Raw genomic sequence first — 22681 nt, forward strand, 5'->3', positions numbered from 1 at the left:
GTGATGCGTGTTTATTGCGCGCGCAGCCGGTAGCCGCGCTGCGCCTTGCTGATGTTTTCGGGAACGAGGCCCGGCAGCGCCTGCTGCAGTTCGGCGGCGAGCGTCGCGAGCGCCGTTTCCGGGCCGTCGATCAGTTCGAGTTCGATTTCGCTGATCGGTTCGCGGCGCGTGTCGCGCTCCGCCTGGACGACGATCTCGCCGAGGTCCACCGCGGCTTCGACCGTTGCGCCGCCGATTGCGATGCGCCACAGCGTACGCGAAAAATCCGTGCGGAACAGCGCGTACAGGGCGCCGGCCGCGTCATTCAGCGCGGCGGCGGCTTCCGGCACGTCGCAAGCCGCGACGAGCGCGTCGATTTCGAGCGCGTCGCCGGCGACCGGCAGTTCCCATTCGTGGCGGCGGTGCAGGCCGCCTTCCGCACTGCCGACGGTCTTGAACGTCTGCAGCCAGCCGTCCGGCGTGCGGCGCACGCGCACGGCGCTCTTCGAGCGCGCCAGCGCGAGATCGGGCGTGTCGTAATAGACGTTCGCGAGCGTGATCGCGTGGCCGGGTTCGCCGGTCAGCGTCTCGAAGAAGCGGCGCGCGGCGTCGGCCTGGCCGGCCGGCAGCGCGAGCTTGATTTCCTTTTCGATCGCCATCAGAAGAACATCCGTGCGAGTTCCTCGCCCGGCTGGTCGGCGCGCATGAACGCTTCGCCGACGAGGAACGTGTTCACGTTCGCCGCGCGCATCGTGTCGACGTCGGTGCGCGACAGGATGCCGGATTCGGTCACGACGATGCGGTCCGCCGGAATCATGTCGAGCATGTCGAGCGTGGTCTGGATCGACGTCTCGAACGTGCGCAGGTTGCGGTTGTTGATGCCGAGCAGCGGCGTCTTCAGCGTCAGCGCCTGTTCCATCTCGTGGCGGTCGTGTACTTCGACCAGCACCGCGAGCCCGAGCGAATGCGCATACGCTTCGAGATCCTGCATCAGCGGCGTGTCGAGCGCGGCGGCGATCAGCAGGATCGCGTCGGCGCCCATCGCGCGGGCTTCGACGATCTGGTATGCGTCGACGATGAAGTCCTTGCGCAGCACCGGCAGCGAGCAGGCCGCGCGCGCTTCCTCGAGATAGCGCACGCCGCCCTGGAAGAACTGCTCGTCGGTCAGCACCGACAGGCACGCGGCGCCGTGCGCCGCATACGAACGCGCGATGTCGGCCGGCACGAAATGCTCGCGCAGCACGCCTTTCGACGGGCTCGCCTTCTTGATTTCGGCGATCACGGCGGCGTTGCCGGCCGCATGCTTCGCCCGCAGCGCGCCGACGAAGTCGCGCAGGTCGCGCGCCGATGCGTCGAGTTTCAGTGCCTCGAGCGGCGTGCTGCGCATGGCCGTCGCGACTTCTTCGCGCTTGACGGCGATGATTCGGTCGAGAATGTCGCTCATGTGGGTTCCTGCTGGATTCGTAAGAGGGTCAGCGCTTGAACTGCTGCGTGAAGCGCACGAGTTCGTCGACTTTCGCGCGGGCCTTGCCGCTCGCGATCGCTTCGCGGGCGAGCTGGATGCCGTCCGCGATCGATTCGGCGACGTTCGCCGCATAGAGCGCGGTGCCCGCGTTCAGCGTGACGATCTCGCGCGCGACGCCCGGCTGGTTGTCCAGCGCGCCGAGCAGCATCGTGCGGGATTCGTCGGCATTTTCCACCTTCAGCGTGCGGTTCGACACCATCTGCAGGCCGAAGTCCTCCGGATGGATCTCGTATTCGTGCACCTTGCCGTCGCGCAATTCGCCGACGAGCGTCGCGGCGCCGAGCGATACCTCGTCCATCCCGTCCTTGCCGTACACGACGAGCACGTGCTGCGCGCCGAGGCGCTGCATCACGCGCACCTGGATGCCGACGAGGTCGGCGTGGAACACGCCCATCAGCTGGTTCGGCGCGCCGGCCGGATTGGTCAGCGGGCCGAGGATGTTGAAGATCGTGCGCACGCCGAGCTCGCGGCGCACGGCCGCGATGTTCTTCATCGCCGGGTGATGGTTCGGCGCGAACATGAAGCCCATGCCGGTTTCGGCGATCGACGCGGCGACCTGGTCCGACTGCAGGTCGATGTTCACGCCGAGCGCCTCGAGCACGTCGGCGCTGCCGGACTTGCTCGATACGCCGCGGTTGCCGTGCTTCGCGACCTTCGCGCCCGCGGCGGCCGTGACGAACATCGACGCGGTCGAGATGTTGAACGTGTGCGAGCCGTCGCCGCCGGTGCCGACGATGTCGACGAAGTTCGAGTTGTCCTGCACCTCGACGTGGTTCGCGAATTCGCGCATCACGGTCGCGGCGGCGGCGATCTCGCCGATCGTCTCCTTCTTCACGCGCAGCCCGGTGATGATCGCGGCCGCCATCACGGGCGACAGGTCGCCGCGCATGATCAGCCGCATCAGGTGCAGCATTTCGTCGTGGAAGATCTCGCGGTGCTCGATCGTGCGTTGCAGCGCTTCCTGCGGGGTAATCGTCATCGTGAGGCTCCCGTCAGGCGGTGGGCGCGGCCGCGCGGGCCGCTCCGCGCGTCTGCTTCAAGAAATTCTCGAGCAGCGCATGGCCGTGCTCGGACAGGATCGATTCCGGGTGGAACTGCACGCCTTCGACCGGCAGCGTCTTGTGGCGTACGCCCATGATTTCGCCGTCGTCGGTCCACGCGGACACCTCGAGGCAGTCGGGCAGCGATTCGCGCTCGATCGCGAGCGAGTGGTAGCGCGTCACGTCGAAATGCTTCGGCAGGTCGGCGAACACGCCGCGGCAGTCGGTTTCGATCCGGCTTACCTTGCCGTGCATGATGGTCTTCGCGCGCACCACGCGGCCGCCGAATGCCTCGCCGATCGCCTGGTGGCCGAGGCAGACGCCGAGGATCGGCTTCTTGCCCGCGAATTCGCGCAGCACGTCGAGCGTGATGCCCGCGTGCTGCGGATTGCTCGGGCCGGGCGACAGGCAGATCGCGTCGGGGTTCAGGCGCGCGATGTCGTCGAGCGTGATTTCGTCGTTGCGGTAGGTACGCACGTCCTCGCCGAGTTCGCCGAAGTACTGGACCAGGTTGTAGGTAAACGAGTCGTAGTTGTCGATCATGAGCAGCATGGTCAGTCTCCGGTCAGAAGTCGCTATCGAGGCCGTCCTGGACCTGTTCGGCCGCACGCAGCACCGCGCGCGCCTTGTTCTCGGTCTCTTGCCATTCGGATTCGGGCACCGAATCCGCGACGACGCCGGCCGCCGCTTGCACGTACAGGTTGCCGTTGTGGATCAGGCCCGTGCGGATCGCGATCGCGAGATCCATCTCGCCCGAGAACGACAGATAGCCGACCGCACCGCCGTACAGCCCGCGCTTGACCGGCTCGAGCTCGTCGATCAGTTCCATCGCGCGCACCTTCGGCGCGCCGGACAGCGTGCCGGCCGGGAAGGTCGCGCGCAGCACGTCGTAGTTCGTCATGCCGGGCTTCAGCTTGCCTTCGACCGAGCTGACGATGTGCTGCACGTGCGAGTACTTCTCGATGACCATCTGGTCGGTCACCTGCACCGAGCCGATTTCCGCGATGCGGCCGACGTCGTTGCGCGCGAGGTCGATCAGCATCACGTGCTCGGCGATCTCCTTCGGGTCGTTGAGCAGCTCGGTCGCGAGTTCCGCGTCGCGCTCGGGCGTGTTGCCGCGCGGGCGCGTGCCGGCGAGCGGGCGGATCGTGACGATCTGGTCTTCGCCGCGCTTTTCCTGGCGCACCAGGATTTCCGGCGATGCGCCGACCACGTGGAAATCGCCGAAGTTGTAGTAATACATGTACGGCGACGGATTCAGCGAACGCAGCGCGCGGTACAGCGATAGCGGATTGTCGCGGTACGGCTTCGTCAGCCGCTGGCCGACCTGGATCTGCATCAGCTCGCCGGCGGCGATGTATTCCTTGGCCTGGCGCACGGCGGCCAGATAGTCGTCCTTCTTGAATTCACGGAACGTCTCGGTGCGCACGCTCGCCGACGTGACGGGCGGCTGCACGGTCGTGCGCAGGCGCTGCTTCAGTTCGCGCAGGCGCTGTTTCGCCTTCGCATACGCTTCGGGCTGGCCCGGGTCCGCGTAGATGATCAGGTAGAGCTTGCCGGCGAGGTTGTCGATCACCGCGACTTCCTCGGTCAGCAGCAACTGGATGTCGGGCAGGCCGAGATCGTCGCGCGGCGCGGTGTTCGCGAGCTTCTTCTCGATGTAGCGCACCGCGTCGTAGCCGAAGTAGCCGGCGAGGCCGCCGCAGAAGCGCGGCAGGCCCGGGCGCTGCGCGACCTTGAAGCGCGCCTGGAACGATTCGATGAACTGGAACGGGTCGCCGTCGTGCGTCTCGACGACCTGGCCGTCGCGCACGACTTCCGACACGCCGTTGCGGGTGCGCACCAGCGTGCGGGCGGGCAGGCCGATGAACGAATAGCGGCCGAAGCGTTCGCCGCCGACCACCGATTCGAGCAGGAACGAGTTGGCGCCCGCGCGTTCGGGCTGGGCCAGCTTCAGGTAGAGGGACAGCGGCGTTTCGAGATCGGCGAGGGCTTCCGCGATCAGCGGGATGCGGTTGTAGCCTTCGTTCGCGAGCGATTGGAATTCGAGTTCGGTCATGTTCCGGTCCTGTTCGGGACGAGCGGCGCGTGCGCCAGGGATCACTTGACGCTGCGCGGGTGGCCGTCGGCGAAAGGGCGGTCGATCGAGAAGTGCCTGTTGCCGGCCGGCACTCCGGGCGTGAACGTCGCGAGCCTGCGGCCGGTCCTGAACGCGAGCGTTCGGACGCGGTGGAACTCGAGGTGGTGCGACGGTCGGCGCGCGGATGCGCAGCGAGATAAAAAACGGCGCTGAAGACGTGCTTCAGCGTACCTCATCGAAGAGGTTAGCGCGACCAGCGACGCCAGGGCCAGGCTCCCCGGTCGATGCTGCTCAGACTCCGTTTTTTATTCAGAAACATGCGGATGGAAGAAATAATCAGATGGTTGGCCGGCCGGCGTTGTGCGCGGAAATTGCGCGAGCCGCGACCAGCAACGAATCGACTATACCATCCGAATTTATCGTTTGTATAGCTTTGCCGTGGTTGTAGCCGTACGGCACCGTCAGCGTCGCCATCCCGGCCGCGCGGCCCGCCAGCGCATCGTTTTCCGAGTCGCCGATCGCGACCGCGGCGTCCGGCGCGACGCCGAGCGCGTCGCAGGCCGTCAGCATCGGCAGCGGGTCGGGCTTCTTGCGCGCGACGCTGTCGCCGCCCAGCACGATGCCGAAGCAGCCGGCCAGCCCGTATTGTTCGAGCAGCTCGACCGCGAAGCGGTGCGGCTTGTTCGTCACGCACGCGAGCCGGATGCCGGCCGCGCGCAGTGCATCGAGGCCGGCTGCCACGTCCGGATAGAGGCGCGTGTGGCGGCCGTTGATCTTCGCGTATTCGCTCTGATAGATCGCCAGTGCGTCGTCGAAGCGCGCGTGCGCTTCGTCGGCCGGGAAGCGCGGCTTCAGCACGCTCTGGATCAGGTGTTCGGAGCCCTTGCCGACGTAGCCGATCACTTCGTCGCGCGACGTGGCCGGCGCGCCGAGCTGCGCGAGCATCCCGTTCAGGCCGGCCGTGAAATCGTCGGCGGTATCGACCATCGTGCCGTCGAGGTCGATCAGCGCGGCGTCGATGCGCGGCGCGGCAAAGCGGATCGGGGCCGCGTCCGTGGCGGCCTCGGCCGGCGCGCGGCCGGCGAACGACGAGTCGGCCACGGCGTCAGCTCCGTTCGACGGTCGCGAGCGCCGCGCGCATCTCGTCGATCACCTTGCGGTAGTCGGGCTTGCCGAAGATCGCCGAACCCGCGACGAACGTGTCCGCGCCGGCCGCCGCGATTTCCGCGATGTTGTCGGCCTTCACGCCGCCGTCGACTTCGAGCAGGATCTCGCGGCCCGTGCGCTCGGTGTACGCGTCGATGCGCGCACGCGCCTCGCGCAGCTTGTTCAGCGTTTCCGGAATGAACGACTGGCCGCCGAAGCCGGGGTTCACCGACATCAGCAGCACGAAGTCGAGGCGATCCATCACGTGGTCGAGGTAGTTCAGCGGCGTGGCCGGATTGAACACGAGACCGGCCTTGCAGCCGTGGTCGCGGATCAGCGACAGCGTGCGGTCGATGTGATCGGAGCCTTCCGGGTGGAAGCTGATCAGGTTCGCGCCGGCCTTCGCGAAATCGGGCACGATCCGGTCGACCGGGCGCACCATCAGGTGCACGTCGATCGGCACCTGCACGTGCGGGCGGATCGCCTCGCAGACGAGCGGGCCGATCGTCAGGTTCGGCACATAATGGTTGTCCATCACGTCGAAGTGAATCCAGTCGGCGCCGGCGGCGACCACGTTGCGGACTTCTTCGCCGAGCCGTGCAAAGTCGGCCGACAGGATGCTGGGAGCGATGCGGAATTGAGTCATGACAGGGGAGCGGGGGACGTTGCGGCGCAAAACCGTCATTCTACCGTCCGGCGACCCGGCGCGCGGCGGCAGGCCGTGCGGTTGCGGCCCGATTGCGCATAGAATGCCGAACCAATGCGGCGCGCCCGCGGCCCGGCCGCTCGAGTCGGCGCGCGCGGTTACCTAGAGCGGACACACCATGAGTCAGTATCAGTTCACCGTTTCGGTGAAAACCAGCTACTTGCCGGAACAATCCGACCCCGATCACCGTCAATACGCATTCGCGTACACGCTGACGATCCGCAATACCGGACAGGTCGCGGCGCAACTGATCGCCCGTCACTGGATCATCACGGACAGCGAGAGCCACGTGCAGGAAGTGAAGGGACTCGGCGTCGTCGGGCACCAGCCGCTGCTGCAGCCGGGCGAGCATTTCGAATACACGAGCTGGGCCGTGATCGCGACGCCGGTCGGCACGATGCGCGGTGCGTACTTCTGCGTGGCGGAAGACGGCGAGCGTTTCGAGGCGCCGGTCGACGAGTTCGCCCTGCACATGCCGCGCACGCTGCATTGAGCGTGCAGTGTGCGACGGGCGTCAGCGCGGCTGGCGGTCGTTGTGGCGGGCCTGCTTCTTTCTGCCCGACGACGTCCACACGACGATGAAGATCAGCAGGGCAAGCGCTACGAAGGCTTCGAGCGCGAAGATGAGCATCGGATATTGGTCGAGAAAATCTGACATGGCGGTTTCCATCAAGAACGGACATTGTATGTGGTTTGGGCCCCGGCTGGCCGGGTGGATGGCCGCCGCCGCGGCGGCGGCGCTGCTCGCGGCGTGCGGTGGCGCGCCGACGCGGACCTCCGCGCTGAAGCCGCCGACCGGCGCGGCGATCGTGCCGGGGCAGGTCGCCGCGAAGCGGCTCACGCCGGTCGCGTGGCAGCAGGTGCCGGGCTGGCAGGACGATTCGTTGATCGGCGCGACGGCCGCGCTGCGGCAGAACTGCGCGCGGCTCGCGCGCCAGCCGGCCTGGGCGCGCGCTTGCGCGGCCGCCGACCGGCTCGACGAACTCGACGTCAGCAGCGCCCGCACTTTCTTCGAAACGTATTTCACGCCGTTCCAGCTCGCGAATACCGACGGTACGCTCGACGGGCTCGTGACCGGCTATTACGAGCCGCTGCTGCACGGTTCGCGCGTGCGCCGCGGCCCGTATCAGTACGCGCTCTATCGCTGGCCGGCCGGCTATCGCGCGGGCGCCCCGCTGCCGGCACGCGCGCAGCTTGAGCGCGCCGGCATCCTGAACGGCAACGAACTCGTGTGGGTCGACGATCCGATCGAGGCGTTCTTCCTGCAGGTGCAGGGCTCGGGTCGCGTGCTGCTCGACGACGGTTCGGTGATGCGGGTCGGCTTCGGCGGCACCAACAACCAGCCGTACCGTTCGATCGGCAAGTGGCTGCTCGATCGCGGCGAGCTGACGCCCGCGCAGGCAACGATGCAGGGCATCAAGGCGTGGGCGAAGGCGAACCCGACGCGCGTCGACGCGCTGCTCGACACGAATCCGCGCTTCGTGTTCTTCCGCGACATGCCGACCAAGGAAGATGCGCCGCATGGCGGCGCGGACGGTCCGATCGGCGCGCTCGGCGTGCCGCTGACGCCGGAGCGCTCGATCGCGGTCGATCCGTCGTCGATCCCGCTCGGCACGCCGGTGTTTCTGCAGACCACGCGTCCGCTGACGAATACGCCGATGAACCGGCTCGTGTTCGCGCAGGATACGGGCTCGGCGATCAAGGGTGGCGTGCGGGCCGACTATTTCTGGGGGCTCGGCGACGACGCGGGTGATCAGGCTGGCCGGATGAAGCAGGTCGGCCGGATGTGGCTGCTGTTCCCGAATTCGTGATTCGGGATGACGCGGGCTGCACGGAGGAGGCGGTCTGTGCTTGAGCCGCGGGGTTCGTGGCGTGTCTCGGGTGCGTGGCGCATGCCGACGGTCTGATCGCGGGTGCGGCCCTGTGATTTAGGTTCGCGTGATGCAGCGATGTCACGTCGAACGACGCTTTGGAATTGAAACAGCCCGATCGGTGTTGGCCGATCGGGCTGTTTCATTTGCCGGCACGGATTCGCCGTTGGGCGACGTACAGGTGGCGAGCGACCCTCAGCCCTTGCGCTTGTCGACGACCCGGCGCGCCTTGCCGACCGACCGCTCGATGCCGTTCACGGGCAGCACGTTGATCACGGCCGTCACGCCGATCAGCGACTTGATGTCGTACGCGAGCGCCTGTTTTGCCACCTGGATCGCCGCGGTGTCGGGCGCGGTTTCCGGGCAGGGTTCGACGTTGAGCGTCAGCACGTCGAGCGGGCCTTCCTTCGTCAGCACGATCTGATAGTGCGGCGCGAGCGCGCGCTGCTTGAGCAACTGTTCCTCGATTTGCGTCGGGAACACGTTGACGCCGCGCACGATCATCATGTCGTCCGACCGGCCGGTGATCTTCTCCATCCGGCGCATCGTCCGGGCGGTGCCCGGCAGCAGGCGCGTGAGGTCGCGCGTGCGATAGCGGATGATCGGCAGCGCTTCCTTCGTCAGCGACGTGAACACGAGCTCGCCGAGTTCGCCGTCCGGGAGCACTTCGCCGGTTTCCGGATCGATGATTTCCGGATAGAAGTGATCTTCCCAGATGGTCGGGCCGTCCTTGGTCTCGACGCATTCGGACGCCACGCCGGGGCCCATCACTTCGGACAGTCCGTAGATGTCGACTGCGTCGATGCCCATCCGCTGTTCGATGGCGACGCGCATGTCGTTGGTCCACGGCTCCGCGCCGAAGATGCCGATGCGCAGCGAGCTTTGCACGGGATCGAGGCCCTGGCGCTCGATCTCGTCGGCGATCGACAGCATGTAGCTCGGCGTGACCATGATGATGTCGGGCCGGAAATCCTGGATCAGCTGTACCTGCTTTTCGGTCTGGCCGCCGCCGAACGGGATCACGGTGAGGCCCGCGCGTTCTGCGCCGTAGTGCGCGCCGAGCCCGCCCGTGAACAGCCCGTAGCCGTAGCTGACGTGCACCTTGTCGCCGCGGCGTGCGCCGGCGGCGCGGATCGAGCGGGCGACGAGATTCGCCCACGTATCGATGTCGGCAGCCGTATAGCCGACGACCGTCGGCTTGCCGGTCGTGCCCGACGACGCGTGGATGCGCGAGATCCGGTCCTGCGGCACCGCGAACATCCCGAACGGATAGCTGTCGCGCAGGTCGCCCTTGGTCGTGAACGGGAAGCGCGACAGGTCGGCGAGCGTCTTCAGGTCGTCCGGATGCACGCCGGCTTCGTCGAACTTGCGGCGATAGACGGGCGAGTGATCATACGCATGCCGGAGCGACCACTTGAGGCGCTCGAGCTGCAGCGCGGTCAGCTCGTCGCGTGAGGCGGTCTCGATCGGCTCGAGCGGTAGCGGGGTAGTCATGCATGTCTCCAGTGTTTGTTATGGGCGAGCCGTCGACGTCAGCGGTCTTCCGGGATGACCGTGCCCTTGATCTGGGCGGATTTGCCGCGAAACATCGCGACCGTGTCGCCTGTCTGGTTCGTGACGCGGATGTCGTAGATGCCGTGGCGGCCGGCGCGCGCCTGCTCGATCGCCTCGGCCGTCAGCACGTCGCCGCCGTGCACGGGGCGCAGGAATTCGATCGAGCAGCCGGCCGCGACCGCACTCAGGTTGTACGAGTTGCACGCGAACGCGAACGTCGAATCGGCGAGCGTGAAGATGATCCCGCCGTGGCAGGTCTGGTGCCCATTCAGGAATTCGGGTCGCACGCGCATCTGCAGGCGGGCGTAGCCCGCGCGTACTTCGGCGATCTCCATGCCGAACGCGCGGCTGCAGGCGTCGGCGTCGTACATGGCCTGCGCGGTCGCGCGGGCGAGCGCATCGGGGGCGAGCGTGGCGGTGGCGTTCGTCATGTCAACGTCCCTCGAAGCGCGGTGCGCGCTTCCCGATGAAGGCCTGCACGCCTTCCGCATAGTCGTGCGACTGGCCGAGCTTGCGCTGCAGGTCGCGTTCCAGGTCGAGCTGCTGATCGAGCGTGTTCGTGACGCTGTCCCGCATCGACTGCTTGATCGATGCGATGGCGAGCGTCGGCTGCTGCGCGAGCTGGGTGGCGAGCTGGCGGGTTGTCGCGACGAGCGCTTCGTCGTCGACCGCACGCCAGATCAGGCCCCACTGTTCGGCCTGTTCGGCGCCGAGCTTGTCGCCGGTCAGTGCGAGCCCCAGCGCGCGTGCCATGCCGACGCGTTGCGGCAGGAACCACGTGCCGCCCGAATCGGGCACGAGCCCGATCTTGACGAAGGCCTGGATGAAACTGCTCGAACGGGCGGCAAACACCAGATCGCACGCAAGTGCGAGATTCGCGCCGGCGCCGGCGGCCGTGCCGTTGACGGCCGCGATCACCGGAATCGGCAGACGCTGCAGGCGGCGGATCAGCGGATTGAAATGCTCGTCGATCAGCGTGCCGAGATCGGTGGACGCGCCCGGCGTGAAGTCGAGGTCGGCCAGATCCTGGCCCGCGCAAAAGCCGCGGCCCGCACCCGTCAGAATCAGCGCACGCGCGCCGGCCGCCTCGACTTCATCGAGCGCCGACTGCAGTTCGCGATGCATCGCCCGCGTGAAGCTGTTCAGCTTGTCGGGCCGGTTGAGCGTGATCGTGGCCACGCCCGCGGCCTGATCGATATCCAGCTGGATCGCCTGATAGGACATGCAGTGTCTCCTTCATGACTTCGTTATAGGCGGACGGTGCGTGGGTTACACGCGTTCGATCGCGATCGCGATGCCCTGGCCGACGCCGATGCACATCGTACAGAGCGCGAACCGGCCGCCGGTGCGCTCGAGTTGATGGAGCGCCGTGGTGACGAGCCGGGCGCCCGATGCGCCGAGCGGGTGGCCGAGCGCGATCGCACCGCCGTTCGGGTTCACGCGCGGATCGTCGTCGGCGACGCCGAGCATGCGCAGCACGGCGAGACCTTGCGACGCGAACGCCTCGTTCAGTTCGATCACGTCGAACTGGTCGATGCGCATCCCGAGCTGGTGCAGGAGTTTCTGCGTGGCCGGCGCGGGACCGATGCCCATCACGCGCGGCTCGACGCCGGCGGTCGCCATGCCGACGACGCGCGCGCGGCGGCGCAGGCCATACTGGTCGGCCGCCTGCGCATTGGCGAGCAGCAGCGCGCAGGCGCCGTCGTTCACGCCCGACGCGTTGCCGGCCGTCACCGAGCCGTCCGGGCGCACGACGCCCTTCAGCTTCGCAAGCGCCTCGAGCGACGTTTCGCGCGGATGCTCGTCACGCGACACGACGATGGCATCGCCTTTCTTCTGCGGAATCGTGACCGCGACGATTTCTTCGGCGAGCGTGCCGTCCTGCTGCGCCCGCGCGGCTTTCTGCTGGCTGCGCAGTGCGAACAGGTCCTGATCCGCGCGGCTGATGTCGTAGTCGAGCGCGACGTTCTCGGCCGTCTCCGGCATCGAATCGACGCCATACAGCTGCTTCATCAGCGGATTGACGAAGCGCCAGCCGATCGTCGTGTCGAAGATGTTGGCCTGGCGCGCGAACGCGCTCGCGGCCTTGCCCATCACGAACGGTGCGCGCGTCATGCTCTCGACGCCGCCAGCAATCATCAGACGTGCTTCACCTGCCTTGATCGCGCGCGCGGCCGTGCCGACCGCGTCCATCCCGGAGCCGCACAGCCGGTTCAGCGTCGTGCCGGGCACGGCAGTGGGCAGGCCCGCCAGCAGCGCCGACATGCGTGCCACGTTGCGGTTGTCCTCGCCGGCCTGGTTCGCACAACCGTAGACCACGTCGTCGATCGCCGCCCAGTCAACGTCGCGGTTGCGCTCGATCAGCGCCTTGAGCGGCACCGCGCCGAGGTCGTCGGCACGGACATCTTTCAGGGCGCCGCCGTAGCGGCCGATGGGGGTGCGAATCGCATCGCAGATGTAGGCGTCTGTCATGGGCGTATCGATGAGTGACGAACCCGCCGGGTGGCGGATTCGTTCATGGTAGAGAACATGGCGGCGTTTGCACGTCGGCCAATCGGGTTATGCCGTCTGGCCGGCTTCCGCAGGTACCGCCTTCGGGGCAACATGGACGCGGCTTTGCACCACGCGGAACCGGTTGGCGACGAATGCCGGATCGGCCAGCGCGGCGTTGGCCGCCGGGTTCGCGCCCGTGCCGTGGAAGTCGGAGAACGCGGCCGACTGGTTGACGAATACGCCGCCCGTGAGGTTGATCGACAGCGCGACGCCGCCACGCACCGCCGCGTCGTGCGCGGCATCGACGATCGCGTCGTCGGTGCTGTAGACGGAGAGGGTCAGTGCGCCATGCTCGGCGGCGATTTCACCGGCCAGGTCGAGCGACTGGGCAGTCGAGTCGGTCGAGATCACGAACGAGATCGGGCCGAACCACTCCTGCGTGAATTTCTCGCGGTCGGCCACGTCGAGTTGCAGCACGAGCGGCGTGCGCACGCGCGCATCGGGGAACGCGGGGTGCTGGAGGGTCTGGCTGTCGGCGAGCACGCGGCCGAGCTTGCGTGCGTCGTCGATGCGCGCGGTCACGCCGTCGTTCTGGATCGCGCCGATCAGTTCGACCGAGCGTGCCGGGTCGCCGGTGAGTTTCTGCACGGCAACCGCGATGGCTTGCGCGACTTCGTCGAAGCTCGCGTGGCCGTCGGCCGTCCGGATGCCGTCGCGCGGCACGTAGATGTTCTGCGGTGCGGTGCACATCTGGCCGGAGTACAGCGCCAGCGAGAACGCGATGTTCTTGGCGGCGGCCTTCAGATCGTCGGTCGAATCGATCACGATCTGGTTGACGCCGGCTTTTTCGGTGTAGACCTGTGCCTGATGGGCATGGCGTTCGAGCCACGTGCCGTTCTGCGTGCTGCCGGTGAAGTCGATCAGCTTGATCTCGGGGCGCAGCGCGAGCTCCTGGACCAGCGCGCCGTCGTTGGGCTCGGTCGCCAGCAGCGTGACGACGTTCGGATCGAACCCGGCTTCGCGCAGCACGTCGCGGGCGATCCGCACCGTGATGGCGAGCGGCAGGATCGCGCCCGGGTGCGGTTTGACGATCACCGTATTACCGGTTGCCAGGTCGGCGAACAGGCCGGGGTAGCCGTTCCAGGTCGGGAACGTGCAGCAGCCGAGCACGAGGCCCGTGCCGCGCGGCACGATCGTATAGCGCTTGTGCATCGCGAGCGGCGGGTTCTTGCCTTGCGGCTTTTCCCAGTGCGCATCGGCCGGGATGCGGCGCAGCTCGTCCCACGCATAGGCGACCGCTTCGAGGGCGCGGTCCTGCGCGTGTGGGCCGCCGGCCTGGAACGCCATCATGAAGGCTTGCCCGGTGGTGTGCATCACGCTGTAGGCAATTTCGAAGCTTGCGCGGTTCAGGCGCGCCAGGATTTCGAGGCTGACGCCGACCCACGCGCTCGGGCCAGCTTCGCGCCACGTGCGTTGCGCGGCGGCGGCGGCGGCGATCAGTGCGTCGGGCGTCGATTTCGGGTACCGGACGCCCAGCGCGATGCCGTACGGCGAGCGCTCGGCGCCGACCGTTTCACCGGTCGCCGGCTGGTCGAGTACGAAGGTCGTGTCGAGGTGCGACTTGAACGCGGCCTCACCGTCCGCGCTTGCGCTTTCCCCGTACACTTTGGGGCTCGGCATTTCGGCGAACGGGCTCCAGTACCCGCGGCTCTCGATGGCGGCGAGTGCGTGTTTCAGCGTGTCTTCGTGCTTCGTGAACAGGGCATGGGTCATGGCGGCGGCCTGATGAACGTTGAGAGGGATTGGATCGATTAATTAACCGACCGGTTGGTCGGAGAATGGTAGCATCAAACTATTCGCATGTGCGAGGCGTTTCTCATTTCATTGATCGAGGAGAAATAGATGGCTTACGAGAACATCCTGGTGGAGACCCGGGGGCGTGTCGGTCTGGTGACGCTGAACCGTCCGAAGGCGCTGAATGCGCTGAACGATGCGCTGATGGATGAGCTGGGCGCCGCGCTGAAGGCGTTCGATGCGGACGACGACATCGGCGCGATCGTCGTGACCGGGAGCGAAAAGGCGTTCGCGGCCGGTGCGGACATCGGCATGATGGCGACCTACTCCTATATGGATGTCTATCGGGGCGACTACATCACGCGCAACTGGGAGACGGTCCGCGAGATCCGCAAGCCGATCATTGCCGCGGTTTCGGGCTTTGCGCTGGGCGGTGGCTGCGAGCTGGCAATGATGTGCGACATCATTTTCGCGGCGGACACGGCCAAGTTCGGTCAGCCGGAAATCAAGCTGGGCGTCATGCCGGGGGCGGGTGGCACGCAGCGTTTGCCGCGCGCGGTATCGAAGGCGAAGGCGATGGACATGTGCCTGACCGCGCGCTTCATGGACGCTGTCGAAGCGGAGCGTGCCGGGCTCGTGTCACGCGTGCTGCCCGCCGACAAGCTGCTCGACGAGGCGATTGCCGCCGCCACCACGATCGCCGAGTTTTCGTTGCCGGCAGTCATGATGGTCAAGGAGTCGGTGAACCGCGCGTACGAGACGACGCTGGCTGAAGGCGTTCACTTCGAGCGCCGGCTGTTCCATTCGCTGTTCGCAACCGAAGATCAGAAGGAAGGGATGGCGGCATTCGTCGAGAAGCGGAAGCCGGTCTTCAAGCACCGCTGATCGACTGGCGTCGGTCGGGTGTCCGGTGGCTGGCCTGCACCGGTTATCGGCGTGATCGCCTTGCCCCGTTCATCAAAAGCCTCCGTGCGCGGTAGCGCACGGAGGCTTTTTCAAACTTTCTTCACAAAGCGCTTGCATGGATGGGGACAGGTGCTTAGAATCACGCCTCTTTCGCGCTAACGGAAACGCGGCGCGGAGGGAAGGGAAGCAGTGCCGTTGGAGTTCGGAAGGTAGCGAGCCTCGGCGGTACGGAAGTTGAGCCCCGCAGTCGCAACGAAGTCGTTCAGAAAGTTGTTGACGAACTGCGAAACACGGTTCATAATCTCGCTTCTCTGCTGCTGAAAACGCAGCGCTGCTGAGGGGTTCAAGATCCCTCGCAGACATGCTCTTTAAAAATTAACAGCCGATAAGTGTGGGCGCTTGATGACAGCGAGCTGATCCTCGGATCAGATAGCAAAAGTATCAAGAGTCTCACACTAAAGTAAGTCAGGTTTATGAAGTGATTCATATTCCTGTCAGCTTTGAGTGAGCGACCGGTTCGAAAGAACCGAAAACAGTAACAGGTTTGAACTGAAGAGTTTGATCCTGGCTCAGATTGAACGCTGGCGGCATGCCTTACACATGCAAGTCGAACGGCAGCACGGGTGCTTGCACCTGGTGGCGAGTGGCGAACGGGTGAGTAATACATCGGAACATGTCCTGTAGTGGGGGATAGCCCGGCGAAAGCCGGATTAATACCGCATACGATCCACGGATGAAAGCGGGGGACCTTCGGGCCTCGCGCTATAGGGTTGGCCGATGGCTGATTAGCTAGTTGGTGGGGTAAAGGCCTACCAAGGCGACGATCAGTAGCTGGTCTGAGAGGACGACCAGCCACACTGGGACTGAGACACGGCCCAGACTCCTACGGGAGGCAGCAGTGGGGAATTTTGGACAATGGGCGAAAGCCTGATCCAGCAATGCCGCGTGTGTGAAGAAGGCCTTCGGGTTGTAAAGCACTTTTGTCCGGAAAGAAATCCTTGGCTCTAATACAGTCGGGGGATGACGGTACCGGAAGAATAAGCACCGGCTAACTACGTGCCAGCAGCCGCGGTAATACGTAGGGTGCAAGCGTTAATCGGAATTACTGGGCGTAAAGCGTGCGCAGGCGGTTTGCTAAGACCGATGTGAAATCCCCGGGCTCAACCTGGGAACTGCATTGGTGACTGGCAGGCTAGAGTATGGCAGAGGGGGGTAGAATTCCACGTGTAGCAGTGAAATGCGTAGAGATGTGGAGGAATACCGATGGCGAAGGCAGCCCCCTGGGCCAATACTGACGCTCATGCACGAAAGCGTGGGGAGCAAACAGGATTAGATACCCTGGTAGTCCACGCCCTAAACGATGTCAACTAGTTGTTGGGGATTCATTTCCTTAGTAACGTAGCTAACGCGTGAAGTTGACCGCCTGGGGAGTACGGTCGCAAGATTAAAACTCAAAGGAATTGACGGGGACCCGCACAAGCGGTGGATGATGTGGATTAATTCGATGCAACGCGAAAAACCTTACCTACCCTTGACATGGTCGGAATCCCGCTGAGAGGTGGGAGTGCTCGAAAGAGAACCGGCGCACAGGTGCTGCATGGCTGTCGTCAGCTCGTGTCGTGAGATGTTGGGTTAAGTCCCGCAACGAGCGCAACCCTTGTCCTTAGTTGCTACGCAAGAGCACTCTAAGGAGACTGCCGGTGACAAACCGGAGGAAGGTGGGGATGACGTCAAGTCCTCATGGCCCTTATGGGTAGGGCTTCACACGTCATACAATGGTCGGAACAGAGGGTTGCCAACCCGCGAGGGGGAGCTAATCCCAGAAAACCGATCGTAGTCCGGATTGCACTCTGCAACTCGAGTGCATGAAGCTGGAATCGCTAGTAATCGCGGATCAGCATGCCGCGGTGAATACGTTCCCGGGTCTTGTACACACCGCCCGTCACACCATGGGAGTGGGTTTTACCAGAAGTGGCTAGTCTAACCGCAAGGAGGACGGTCACCACGGTAGGATTCATGACTGGGGTGAAGTCGTAACAAGGTAGCCGTATCGGAAGGTGCGGCTGGATCACCTCCTTTCCAGAGCTATCTCGCGAAGTTGAGCGCTCACGCTTATCGGCTGTAAATTAAAGACAGACTCAGGGGTCTGTAGCTCAGTCGGTTAGAGCACCGTCTTGATAAGGCGGGGGTCGTTGGTTCGAATCCAACCAGACCCACCATTGTCTGGCGGTAACACACCTGAGGCAAATCTGTACATGGGGGCATAGCTCAGCTGGGAGAGCACCTGCTTTGCAAGCAGGGGGTCGTCGGTTCGATCCCGTCTGCCTCCACCAATCCTCAATGACAAACATTCGAATGACGATTGTTCGAGTCTTTGTCATTGGCGATTGAGCCAGTCAGAGGATATCAACAGATATCGGCTGTCGTTCTTTAACAATCTGGAAGAAGTAAGTAATTTGGATAGCGGAAGCGTCTTGAGATGGACGTGGAAACTATCCGGGTTGTGATTGTATCGATGTATCTCAAGATGATTCGAACTCTATGTTCGACTCAATTGGAATACGGCACAACGCGAGAACTCAACCTGTAACGAGACAGACTCGTTATAGGGTCAAGCGAACAAGTGCATGTGGTGGATGCCTTGGCGATCACAGGCGATGAAGGACGCGGTAGCCTGCGAAAAGCTACGGGGAGCTGGCAAACAAGCTTTGATCCGTAGATGTCCGAATGGGGAAACCCACTCCTTTTGGAGTATCCATGGCTGAATACATAGGCCATGCGAAGCGAACGCGGTGAACTGAAACATCTAAGTAACCGCAGGAAAAGAAATCAACCGAGATTCCCAAAGTAGTGGCGAGCGAAATGGGATGAGCCTTGCACTCTTTATTTGTATTGTTAGCCGAACGCTCTGGAAAGTGCGGCCATAGCAGGTGATAGCCCTGTAGGCGAAAACAGTATGAAAGAACTAGGTGTGCGACAAGTAGGGCGGGACACGTGAAATCCTGTCTGAAGATGGGGGGACCATCCTCCAAGGCTAAATACTCGTGATCGACCGATAGTGAACCAGTACCGTGAGGGAAAGGCGAAAAGAACCCCGGGAGGGGAGTGAAATAGATCCTGAAACCGCATGCATACAAACAGTCGGAGCCTCGTAAGGGGTGACGGCGTACCTTTTGTATAATGGGTCAGCGACTTACGTTCAGTAGCAAGCTTAACCGTATAGGGCAGGCGTAGCGAAAGCGAGTCCGAATAGGGCGTTCAGTTGCTGGGCGTAGACCCGAAACCAGGTGATCTATCCATGGCCAGGATGAAGGTGCGGTAACACGTACTGGAGGTCCGAACCCACTAACGTTGAAAAGTTAGGGGATGAGCTGTGGATAGGGGTGAAAGGCTAAACAAACCTGGAAATAGCTGGTTCTCTCCGAAAACTATTTAGGTAGTGCCTCGTGTCTCACCTTCGGGGGTAGAGCACTGTCATGGTTGGGGGGTCTATTGCAGATTACCCCGCCATAGCAAACTCCGAATACCGAAGAGTGCAATCACGGGAGACAGACATCGGGTGCTAACGTCCGGTGTCAAGAGGGAAACAACCCAGACCGCCAGCTAAGGTCCCCAAATATAGCTAAGTGGGAAACGAAGTGGGAAGGCTAAAACAGTCAGGAGGTTGGCTTAGAAGCAGCCACCCTTTAAAGAAAGCGTAATAGCTCACTGATCGAGTCGTCCTGCGCGGAAGATGTAACGGGGCTAAGCTATATACCGAAGCTGCGGATGCGAGCTTGCTCGCATGGTAGGAGAGCGTTCCGTAAGCCTGCGAAGGTGCCTTGTAAAGGGTGCTGGAGGTATCGGAAGTGCGAATGCTGACATGAGTAGCGATAAAGGGGGTGAAAGGCCCCCTCGCCGTAAGCCCAAGGTTTCCTACGCAACGTTCATCGGCGTAGGGTGAGTCGGCCCCTAAGGCGAGGCAGAAATGCGTAGCTGATGGGAAGCAGGTCAATATTCCTGCACCATTGTTAGATGCGATGGGGGGACGGATCGCGGAAGGTTGTCCGGGTGTTGGAAGTCCCGGTCGCTGCATTGGAGAAGGCGCTTAGGCAAATCCGGGCGCGTAATTCAAGGGTGTGGCGCGAGCTCCTTCGGGAGCGAAGCAATTGGAAGTGGTTCCAAGAAAAGCCTCTAAGCTTCAGTCTAACGATGACCGTACCGCAAACCGACACAGGTGGGCGAGATGAGTATTCTAAGGCGCTTGAGAGAACTCGGGAGAAGGAACTCGGCAAATTGGTACCGTAACTTCGGGATAAGGTACGCCCTTGTAGCTTGACTGGCCTGCGCCAGGAGGGTGAAGGGGTTGCAATAAACTGGTGGCTGCGACTGTTTAATAAAAACACAGCACTCTGCAAACACGAAAGTGGACGTATAGGGTGTGACGCCTGCCCGGTGCCGGAAGATTAAATGATGGGGTGCAAGCTCTTGATTGAAGTCCCGGTAAACGGCGGCCGTAACTATAACGGTCCTAAGGTAGCGAAATTCCTTGTCGGGTAAGTTCCGACCTGCACGAATGGCGTAACGATGGCCACACTGTCTCCTCCCGAGACTCAGCGAAGTTGAAGTGTTTGTGATGATGCAATCTACCCGCGGCTAGACGGAAAGACCCCATGAACCTTTACTGTAGCTTTGCATTGGACTTTGAACCGATCTGTGTAGGATAGGTGGGAGGCTATGAAACCGGAACGCTAGTTTCGGTGGAGCCGTCCTTGAAATACCACCCTGGTTTGTTTGAGGTTCTAACCTTGGCCCGTGATCCGGGTCGGGGACAGTGCATGGTAGGCAGTTTGACTGGGGCGGTCTCCTCCCAAAGCGTAACGGAGGAGTACGAAGGTACGCTAGGTACGGTCGGAAATCGTGCTGATAGTGCAATGGCATAAGCGTGCTTAACTGCGAGACCGACAAGTCGAGCAGGTGCGAAAGCAGGTCATAGTGATCCGGTGGTTCTGTATGGAAGGGCCATCGCTCAACGGATAAAAGGTACTCTGGGGATAACAGGCTGATACCGCCCAAGAGTTCATATCGACGGCGGTGTTTGGCACCTCGATGTCGGCTCATCTCATCCTGGGGCTGTAGCCGGTCCCAAGGGTATGGCTGTTCGCCATTTAAAGAGGTACGTGAGCTGGGTTTAAAACGTCGTGAGACAGTTTGGTCCCTATCTGCCGTGGGCGTTGGATATTTGAAGGGGGCTGCTCCTAGTACGAGAGGACCGGAGTGGACGAACCTCTGGTGTACCGGTTGTCACGCCAGTGGCATCGCCGGGTAGCTATGTTCGGAAGAGATAACCGCTGAAAGCATCTAAGCGGGAAACTCGCCTTAAGATGAGATATCCCTGGGGACTAGATCCCCTTGAAGGGTCGTTCGAGACCAGGACGTTGATAGGTCAGGTGTGTAAGCGCAGTAATGCGTTCAGCTAACTGATACTAATTGCCCGTAAGGCTTGATCCTATAACAAGTCTGCCTTGTAGATCGGCGCCGTGCGAAAGCACCGGTCGCGATCCAAAGCGACATGTTGAATTCTCGTGTGTGATACACACAACCTAATTACTGCTTCTTCCCAGATTGGTTCTGTTGGCCACGCCAGCAGAACAACCCTCTTTGCCTGATGACCATAGCGAGTCGGTCCCACCCCTTCCCATCCCGAACAGGACCGTGAAACGACTCTACGCCGATGATAGTGCGGATTCCCGTGTGAAAGTAGGTAATCGTCAGGCTCCCTAAGCCAAGAACCCCCGCCCGAAAGGCGGGGGTTTTTGCATTTCAGCGGCAGAAATGTGCGTGGAGTGTTTGGCATGGCTGCATGTCGTGCTGCACGCACTGAGGCTTGTAATGCTGCCGGGTGCGGAGAGGACGGAACGCAACTTTTCGTCTGTTGTGACGATTGTTGAAGTTGCCTGCAGCCTCACCGCGGACCATTTGCGTCAACGCGTGTGCCGAAGTGCTTCACGCCGAGCCATCACCAGGCAGTAGAGCCGCGCAAAGCGGCCAGCGCTGCGTAGTCCTCAGCCTCATCCTCTTCTTGGGCAGCTGCACCATAGGGCTGCTCTCGCCAGTTCAGCGCGCTGTAGTCGGGCGTGATGATGACTCTTCGGGAAGCAAAGCTGAACCGGAGATAGACGCGATCACCCGGCTTGAATCCGAACATCTCGAAATGCGCGTCGATGGCGCGCATCCATGGCATGTACGGTTGGCCATCCTGGGGAAGGTCCGGCTTGTTGCCGAGGGTCAGCTCAACCTCGGGATACTGTTTGAGCTTCTTGGGACGTGACTTACTATAGGCGTTAGCCATCTTCCGACTCCTTGTCCGAGTTGGTGGTGGTCAGCGGGTCGTATGGGTGGCAGCCCATGCGGCCCGTGACCTGCCCCCTGCAAACAGGGCCAGCCGGAGTCTAGTAAAGTTCGTTTTCGGAGAAGAAGACGAACATGAAGAAGCGCTTTACGGAACAGCAAATCATCGGGTTTCTGAAGGAAGCCGAGGCCGGTATGCCGGTCAAGGAACTGTGCAGGAAGCACGGGTTCAGTGATGCGTCGTTCTACACTTGGCGTGCGAAGTTCGGCGGCATGGAGGTCTCGGAAGCCCGCCGGCTCAAGAACCTCGAGGTGGAGAATGCCCGGCTGAAGAAGCTGCTGGCCGAAGCAATGCTCGATATGGAAGCGTTGAAGGTCGTCGTCAAGGGAAAGCCCTGAGCCCGCAAGCCAAACGCGAAGCAGTATCGGCGATTCGGGGGAAGGTCAACATCTCCGAGCGCCGCGCCTGCCGGCTTGTCGGGCTTTCTCGCAGCGTGCTGCATTACGACGCGAAGCCAGACCACGAGAATGAGGTGCTAGCGGCGCGTCTGGTGGAGTTGGCACACGAACGTCGTCGATTCGGCTACCGCCGATTGCACGCCCTAGTGGAACGCGAAGGCACGCACGCCAATCACAAGCGCATCTATCGCCTGTACCGTGAGGCAGGGCTGGCTGTGCGGCGCCGTCGCAAGCGCCACGGCGTAATGATTGAGCGCGAGCAACTGGCATTGCCGGGCGCCCCCAACGAGGTGTGGTCAATCGATTTCGTGATGGATGCGCTTTCCAACGGCCGGCGCGTGAAGTGCCTGACCGTCGTCGACGACTTCACGAAAGAGGCTGTCGACATCGTTGTCGACCATGGCATCTCAGGTTTGTATGTCGCTCGGGCATTGGACCGCGCAGCTCGCTTCCGTGGCTATCCCAAGGCGGTGCGAACAGACCAGGGCCCCGAATTTACGAGCCGCGCGCTTGACCAGTGGGCGTATGCGAACGGCGTCGCTCTGAAGTTGATTCAGGCGGGCAAGCCAACGCAGAATGCGTACATCGAATCGTTCAACGGCAAGTTCCGCGACGAATGCCTTAACGAGCACTGGTTCACGACGCTCGCGCATGCTCGGGCAGTCATCGCGGCATGGCGTCAGGACTACAACGAGCAAAGGCCGCACAGCGCACTGAACTACCTTGCGCCGTCAGAGTTTGCGGCGAAACATCGGGCAACCGCGGATACTCCTGCCGCTTTCCAGGAGTTGGTTTAAA

At 62.9% G+C, this 22681-nt stretch carries 18 protein-coding genes, 2 tRNA genes and 3 rRNA genes; 9 read left to right on the forward strand and 14 right to left on the reverse strand.

Annotation, left to right across the window (positions count from 1 at the left end; translation table 11 throughout):
• Positions 1 to 11: 11 nt before the first annotated feature.
• The 7 genes from DTA15_RS11920 to rpe all read right to left on the reverse strand — a co-directional run bounded on the left by DTA15_RS11920 (position 12) and on the right by rpe (position 6416).
• Positions 12 to 638 (reverse strand): CYTH domain-containing protein, encoded by a 627-nt coding sequence (locus tag DTA15_RS11920; protein ID WP_006482076.1) that lies wholly within the window; start codon positions 636 to 638, stop codon positions 12 to 14.
• Complete coding sequence (trpC, locus tag DTA15_RS11925) at positions 638 to 1423, reverse strand: indole-3-glycerol phosphate synthase TrpC (RefSeq protein WP_006482074.1); 786 nt, start codon at positions 1421 to 1423, stop codon at positions 638 to 640. Before trpC ends, DTA15_RS11920 begins: the two co-directional genes overlap by 1 nt.
• 28 nt (positions 1424 to 1451) lie before the next feature.
• Complete coding sequence (trpD, locus tag DTA15_RS11930; RefSeq protein ID WP_006482067.1) at positions 1452 to 2483, reverse strand: anthranilate phosphoribosyltransferase; 1032 nt, start codon at positions 2481 to 2483, stop codon at positions 1452 to 1454.
• A 13-nt stretch (positions 2484 to 2496) separates the two neighbouring features.
• Complete coding sequence (locus DTA15_RS11935; RefSeq protein ID WP_006482053.1) at positions 2497 to 3096, reverse strand: aminodeoxychorismate/anthranilate synthase component II; 600 nt, start codon at positions 3094 to 3096, stop codon at positions 2497 to 2499.
• Positions 3097 to 3109: 13 nt separating this feature from the next.
• Entirely contained in the window at positions 3110 to 4603 is a 1494-nt protein-coding gene (gene trpE / locus DTA15_RS11940) for an anthranilate synthase component I (RefSeq protein WP_006482077.1), read from the reverse strand.
• Positions 4604 to 4960: 357 nt separating this feature from the next.
• Positions 4961 to 5725 (reverse strand): phosphoglycolate phosphatase, encoded by a 765-nt coding sequence (locus DTA15_RS11945; RefSeq protein ID WP_006482056.1) that lies wholly within the window; start codon positions 5723 to 5725, stop codon positions 4961 to 4963.
• Between the two features lie 4 nt (positions 5726 to 5729).
• Positions 5730 to 6416, reverse strand: coding sequence for a ribulose-phosphate 3-epimerase (rpe, locus tag DTA15_RS11950; protein WP_006482066.1), 687 nt, complete (start codon positions 6414 to 6416; stop codon positions 5730 to 5732).
• A gap of 178 nt (positions 6417 to 6594) precedes the next feature.
• On the opposite strand from rpe, the gene apaG reads away from it, so the two are divergent.
• Positions 6595 to 6969 (forward strand): Co2+/Mg2+ efflux facilitator ApaG/CorD, encoded by a 375-nt coding sequence (gene apaG, locus DTA15_RS11955; RefSeq protein ID WP_006477037.1) that lies wholly within the window; start codon positions 6595 to 6597, stop codon positions 6967 to 6969.
• Between the two features lie 21 nt (positions 6970 to 6990).
• Here the strand turns inward: apaG and DTA15_RS39010 are convergent, their stop codons facing one another.
• Complete coding sequence (locus tag DTA15_RS39010) at positions 6991 to 7134, reverse strand: hypothetical protein (RefSeq protein WP_006482075.1); 144 nt, start codon at positions 7132 to 7134, stop codon at positions 6991 to 6993.
• Between the two features lie 28 nt (positions 7135 to 7162).
• Between DTA15_RS39010 and mltA the strand changes: the two genes are divergently transcribed.
• Positions 7163 to 8287: a murein transglycosylase A gene (gene mltA / locus DTA15_RS11960; protein WP_049126219.1), complete on the forward strand. Its 1125-nt coding sequence runs from the start codon at positions 7163 to 7165 to the stop codon at positions 8285 to 8287.
• 255 nt (positions 8288 to 8542) lie between these two features.
• Here the strand turns inward: mltA and paaK are convergent, their stop codons facing one another.
• The 5 genes from paaK to paaN form a co-directional block, all read right to left on the reverse strand.
• Positions 8543 to 9841 carry a phenylacetate--CoA ligase PaaK gene (gene paaK, locus DTA15_RS11965; RefSeq protein WP_006491104.1) on the reverse strand — a complete coding sequence of 433 codons (1299 nt, stop codon included), beginning with the start codon at positions 9839 to 9841 and terminating at the stop codon, positions 8543 to 8545.
• A gap of 38 nt (positions 9842 to 9879) precedes the next feature.
• Positions 9880 to 10332 carry a hydroxyphenylacetyl-CoA thioesterase PaaI gene (gene paaI / locus DTA15_RS11970; protein WP_006491098.1) on the reverse strand — a complete coding sequence of 151 codons (453 nt, stop codon included), beginning with the start codon at positions 10330 to 10332 and terminating at the stop codon, positions 9880 to 9882.
• Between the two features lies 1 nt (position 10333).
• Positions 10334 to 11125, reverse strand: a complete 792-nt coding sequence (gene paaG, locus DTA15_RS11975) for a 2-(1,2-epoxy-1,2-dihydrophenyl)acetyl-CoA isomerase PaaG (RefSeq protein ID WP_006491103.1) — start codon at positions 11123 to 11125, stop codon at positions 10334 to 10336.
• A 45-nt stretch (positions 11126 to 11170) separates the two neighbouring features.
• Positions 11171 to 12373 carry a 3-oxoadipyl-CoA thiolase gene (gene pcaF, locus DTA15_RS11980; RefSeq protein WP_006491099.1) on the reverse strand — a complete coding sequence of 401 codons (1203 nt, stop codon included), beginning with the start codon at positions 12371 to 12373 and terminating at the stop codon, positions 11171 to 11173.
• 87 nt (positions 12374 to 12460) lie between these two features.
• Positions 12461 to 14167 carry a phenylacetic acid degradation protein PaaN gene (gene paaN, locus DTA15_RS11985; RefSeq protein ID WP_006491101.1) on the reverse strand — a complete coding sequence of 569 codons (1707 nt, stop codon included), beginning with the start codon at positions 14165 to 14167 and terminating at the stop codon, positions 12461 to 12463.
• A gap of 129 nt (positions 14168 to 14296) precedes the next feature.
• On the opposite strand from paaN, the gene DTA15_RS11990 reads away from it, so the two are divergent.
• From DTA15_RS11990 to rrf, 6 genes are all read left to right on the forward strand, one after another.
• Complete coding sequence (locus DTA15_RS11990) at positions 14297 to 15073, forward strand: enoyl-CoA hydratase (RefSeq protein WP_006491102.1); 777 nt, start codon at positions 14297 to 14299, stop codon at positions 15071 to 15073.
• A 567-nt stretch (positions 15074 to 15640) separates the two neighbouring features.
• A 16S ribosomal RNA gene (locus DTA15_RS11995) occupies positions 15641 to 17173 on the forward strand.
• A gap of 63 nt (positions 17174 to 17236) precedes the next feature.
• Positions 17237 to 17313, forward strand: a tRNA-Ile gene (locus DTA15_RS12000).
• Positions 17314 to 17351: 38 nt separating this feature from the next.
• Positions 17352 to 17427 (forward strand) — tRNA-Ala (locus tag DTA15_RS12005).
• 276 nt (positions 17428 to 17703) lie between these two features.
• A 23S ribosomal RNA gene (locus DTA15_RS12015) occupies positions 17704 to 20584 on the forward strand.
• Between the two features lie 153 nt (positions 20585 to 20737).
• A 5S ribosomal RNA gene (rrf, locus tag DTA15_RS12020) occupies positions 20738 to 20850 on the forward strand.
• The 16S, 23S and 5S rRNA genes sit together here with 2 tRNA genes alongside, the layout of an rRNA operon.
• 242 nt (positions 20851 to 21092) lie before the next feature.
• Here the strand turns inward: rrf and DTA15_RS12025 are convergent.
• Positions 21093 to 21425 carry a hypothetical protein gene (locus DTA15_RS12025; protein WP_012492320.1) on the reverse strand — a complete coding sequence of 111 codons (333 nt, stop codon included), beginning with the start codon at positions 21423 to 21425 and terminating at the stop codon, positions 21093 to 21095.
• 134 nt (positions 21426 to 21559) lie between these two features.
• On the opposite strand from DTA15_RS12025, the gene DTA15_RS12030 reads away from it, so the two are divergent.
• Positions 21560 to 22680, forward strand: a protein-coding gene (locus DTA15_RS12030; protein ID WP_102896096.1) for an IS3-like element IS407 family transposase whose coding sequence is annotated in 2 segments (ribosomal slippage) — positions 21560 to 21818 and positions 21818 to 22680 — 1122 coding nt in all. Because the reading frame shifts where the segments join, the coding sequence is not laid out codon by codon here.
• The last annotated feature ends 1 nt before the right edge of the window (position 22681 follow it).

It is taken from the genome of Burkholderia cenocepacia (assembly GCF_900446215.1).
Classification (GTDB): Bacteria; Pseudomonadota; Gammaproteobacteria; order Burkholderiales; family Burkholderiaceae; genus Burkholderia; species Burkholderia cenocepacia.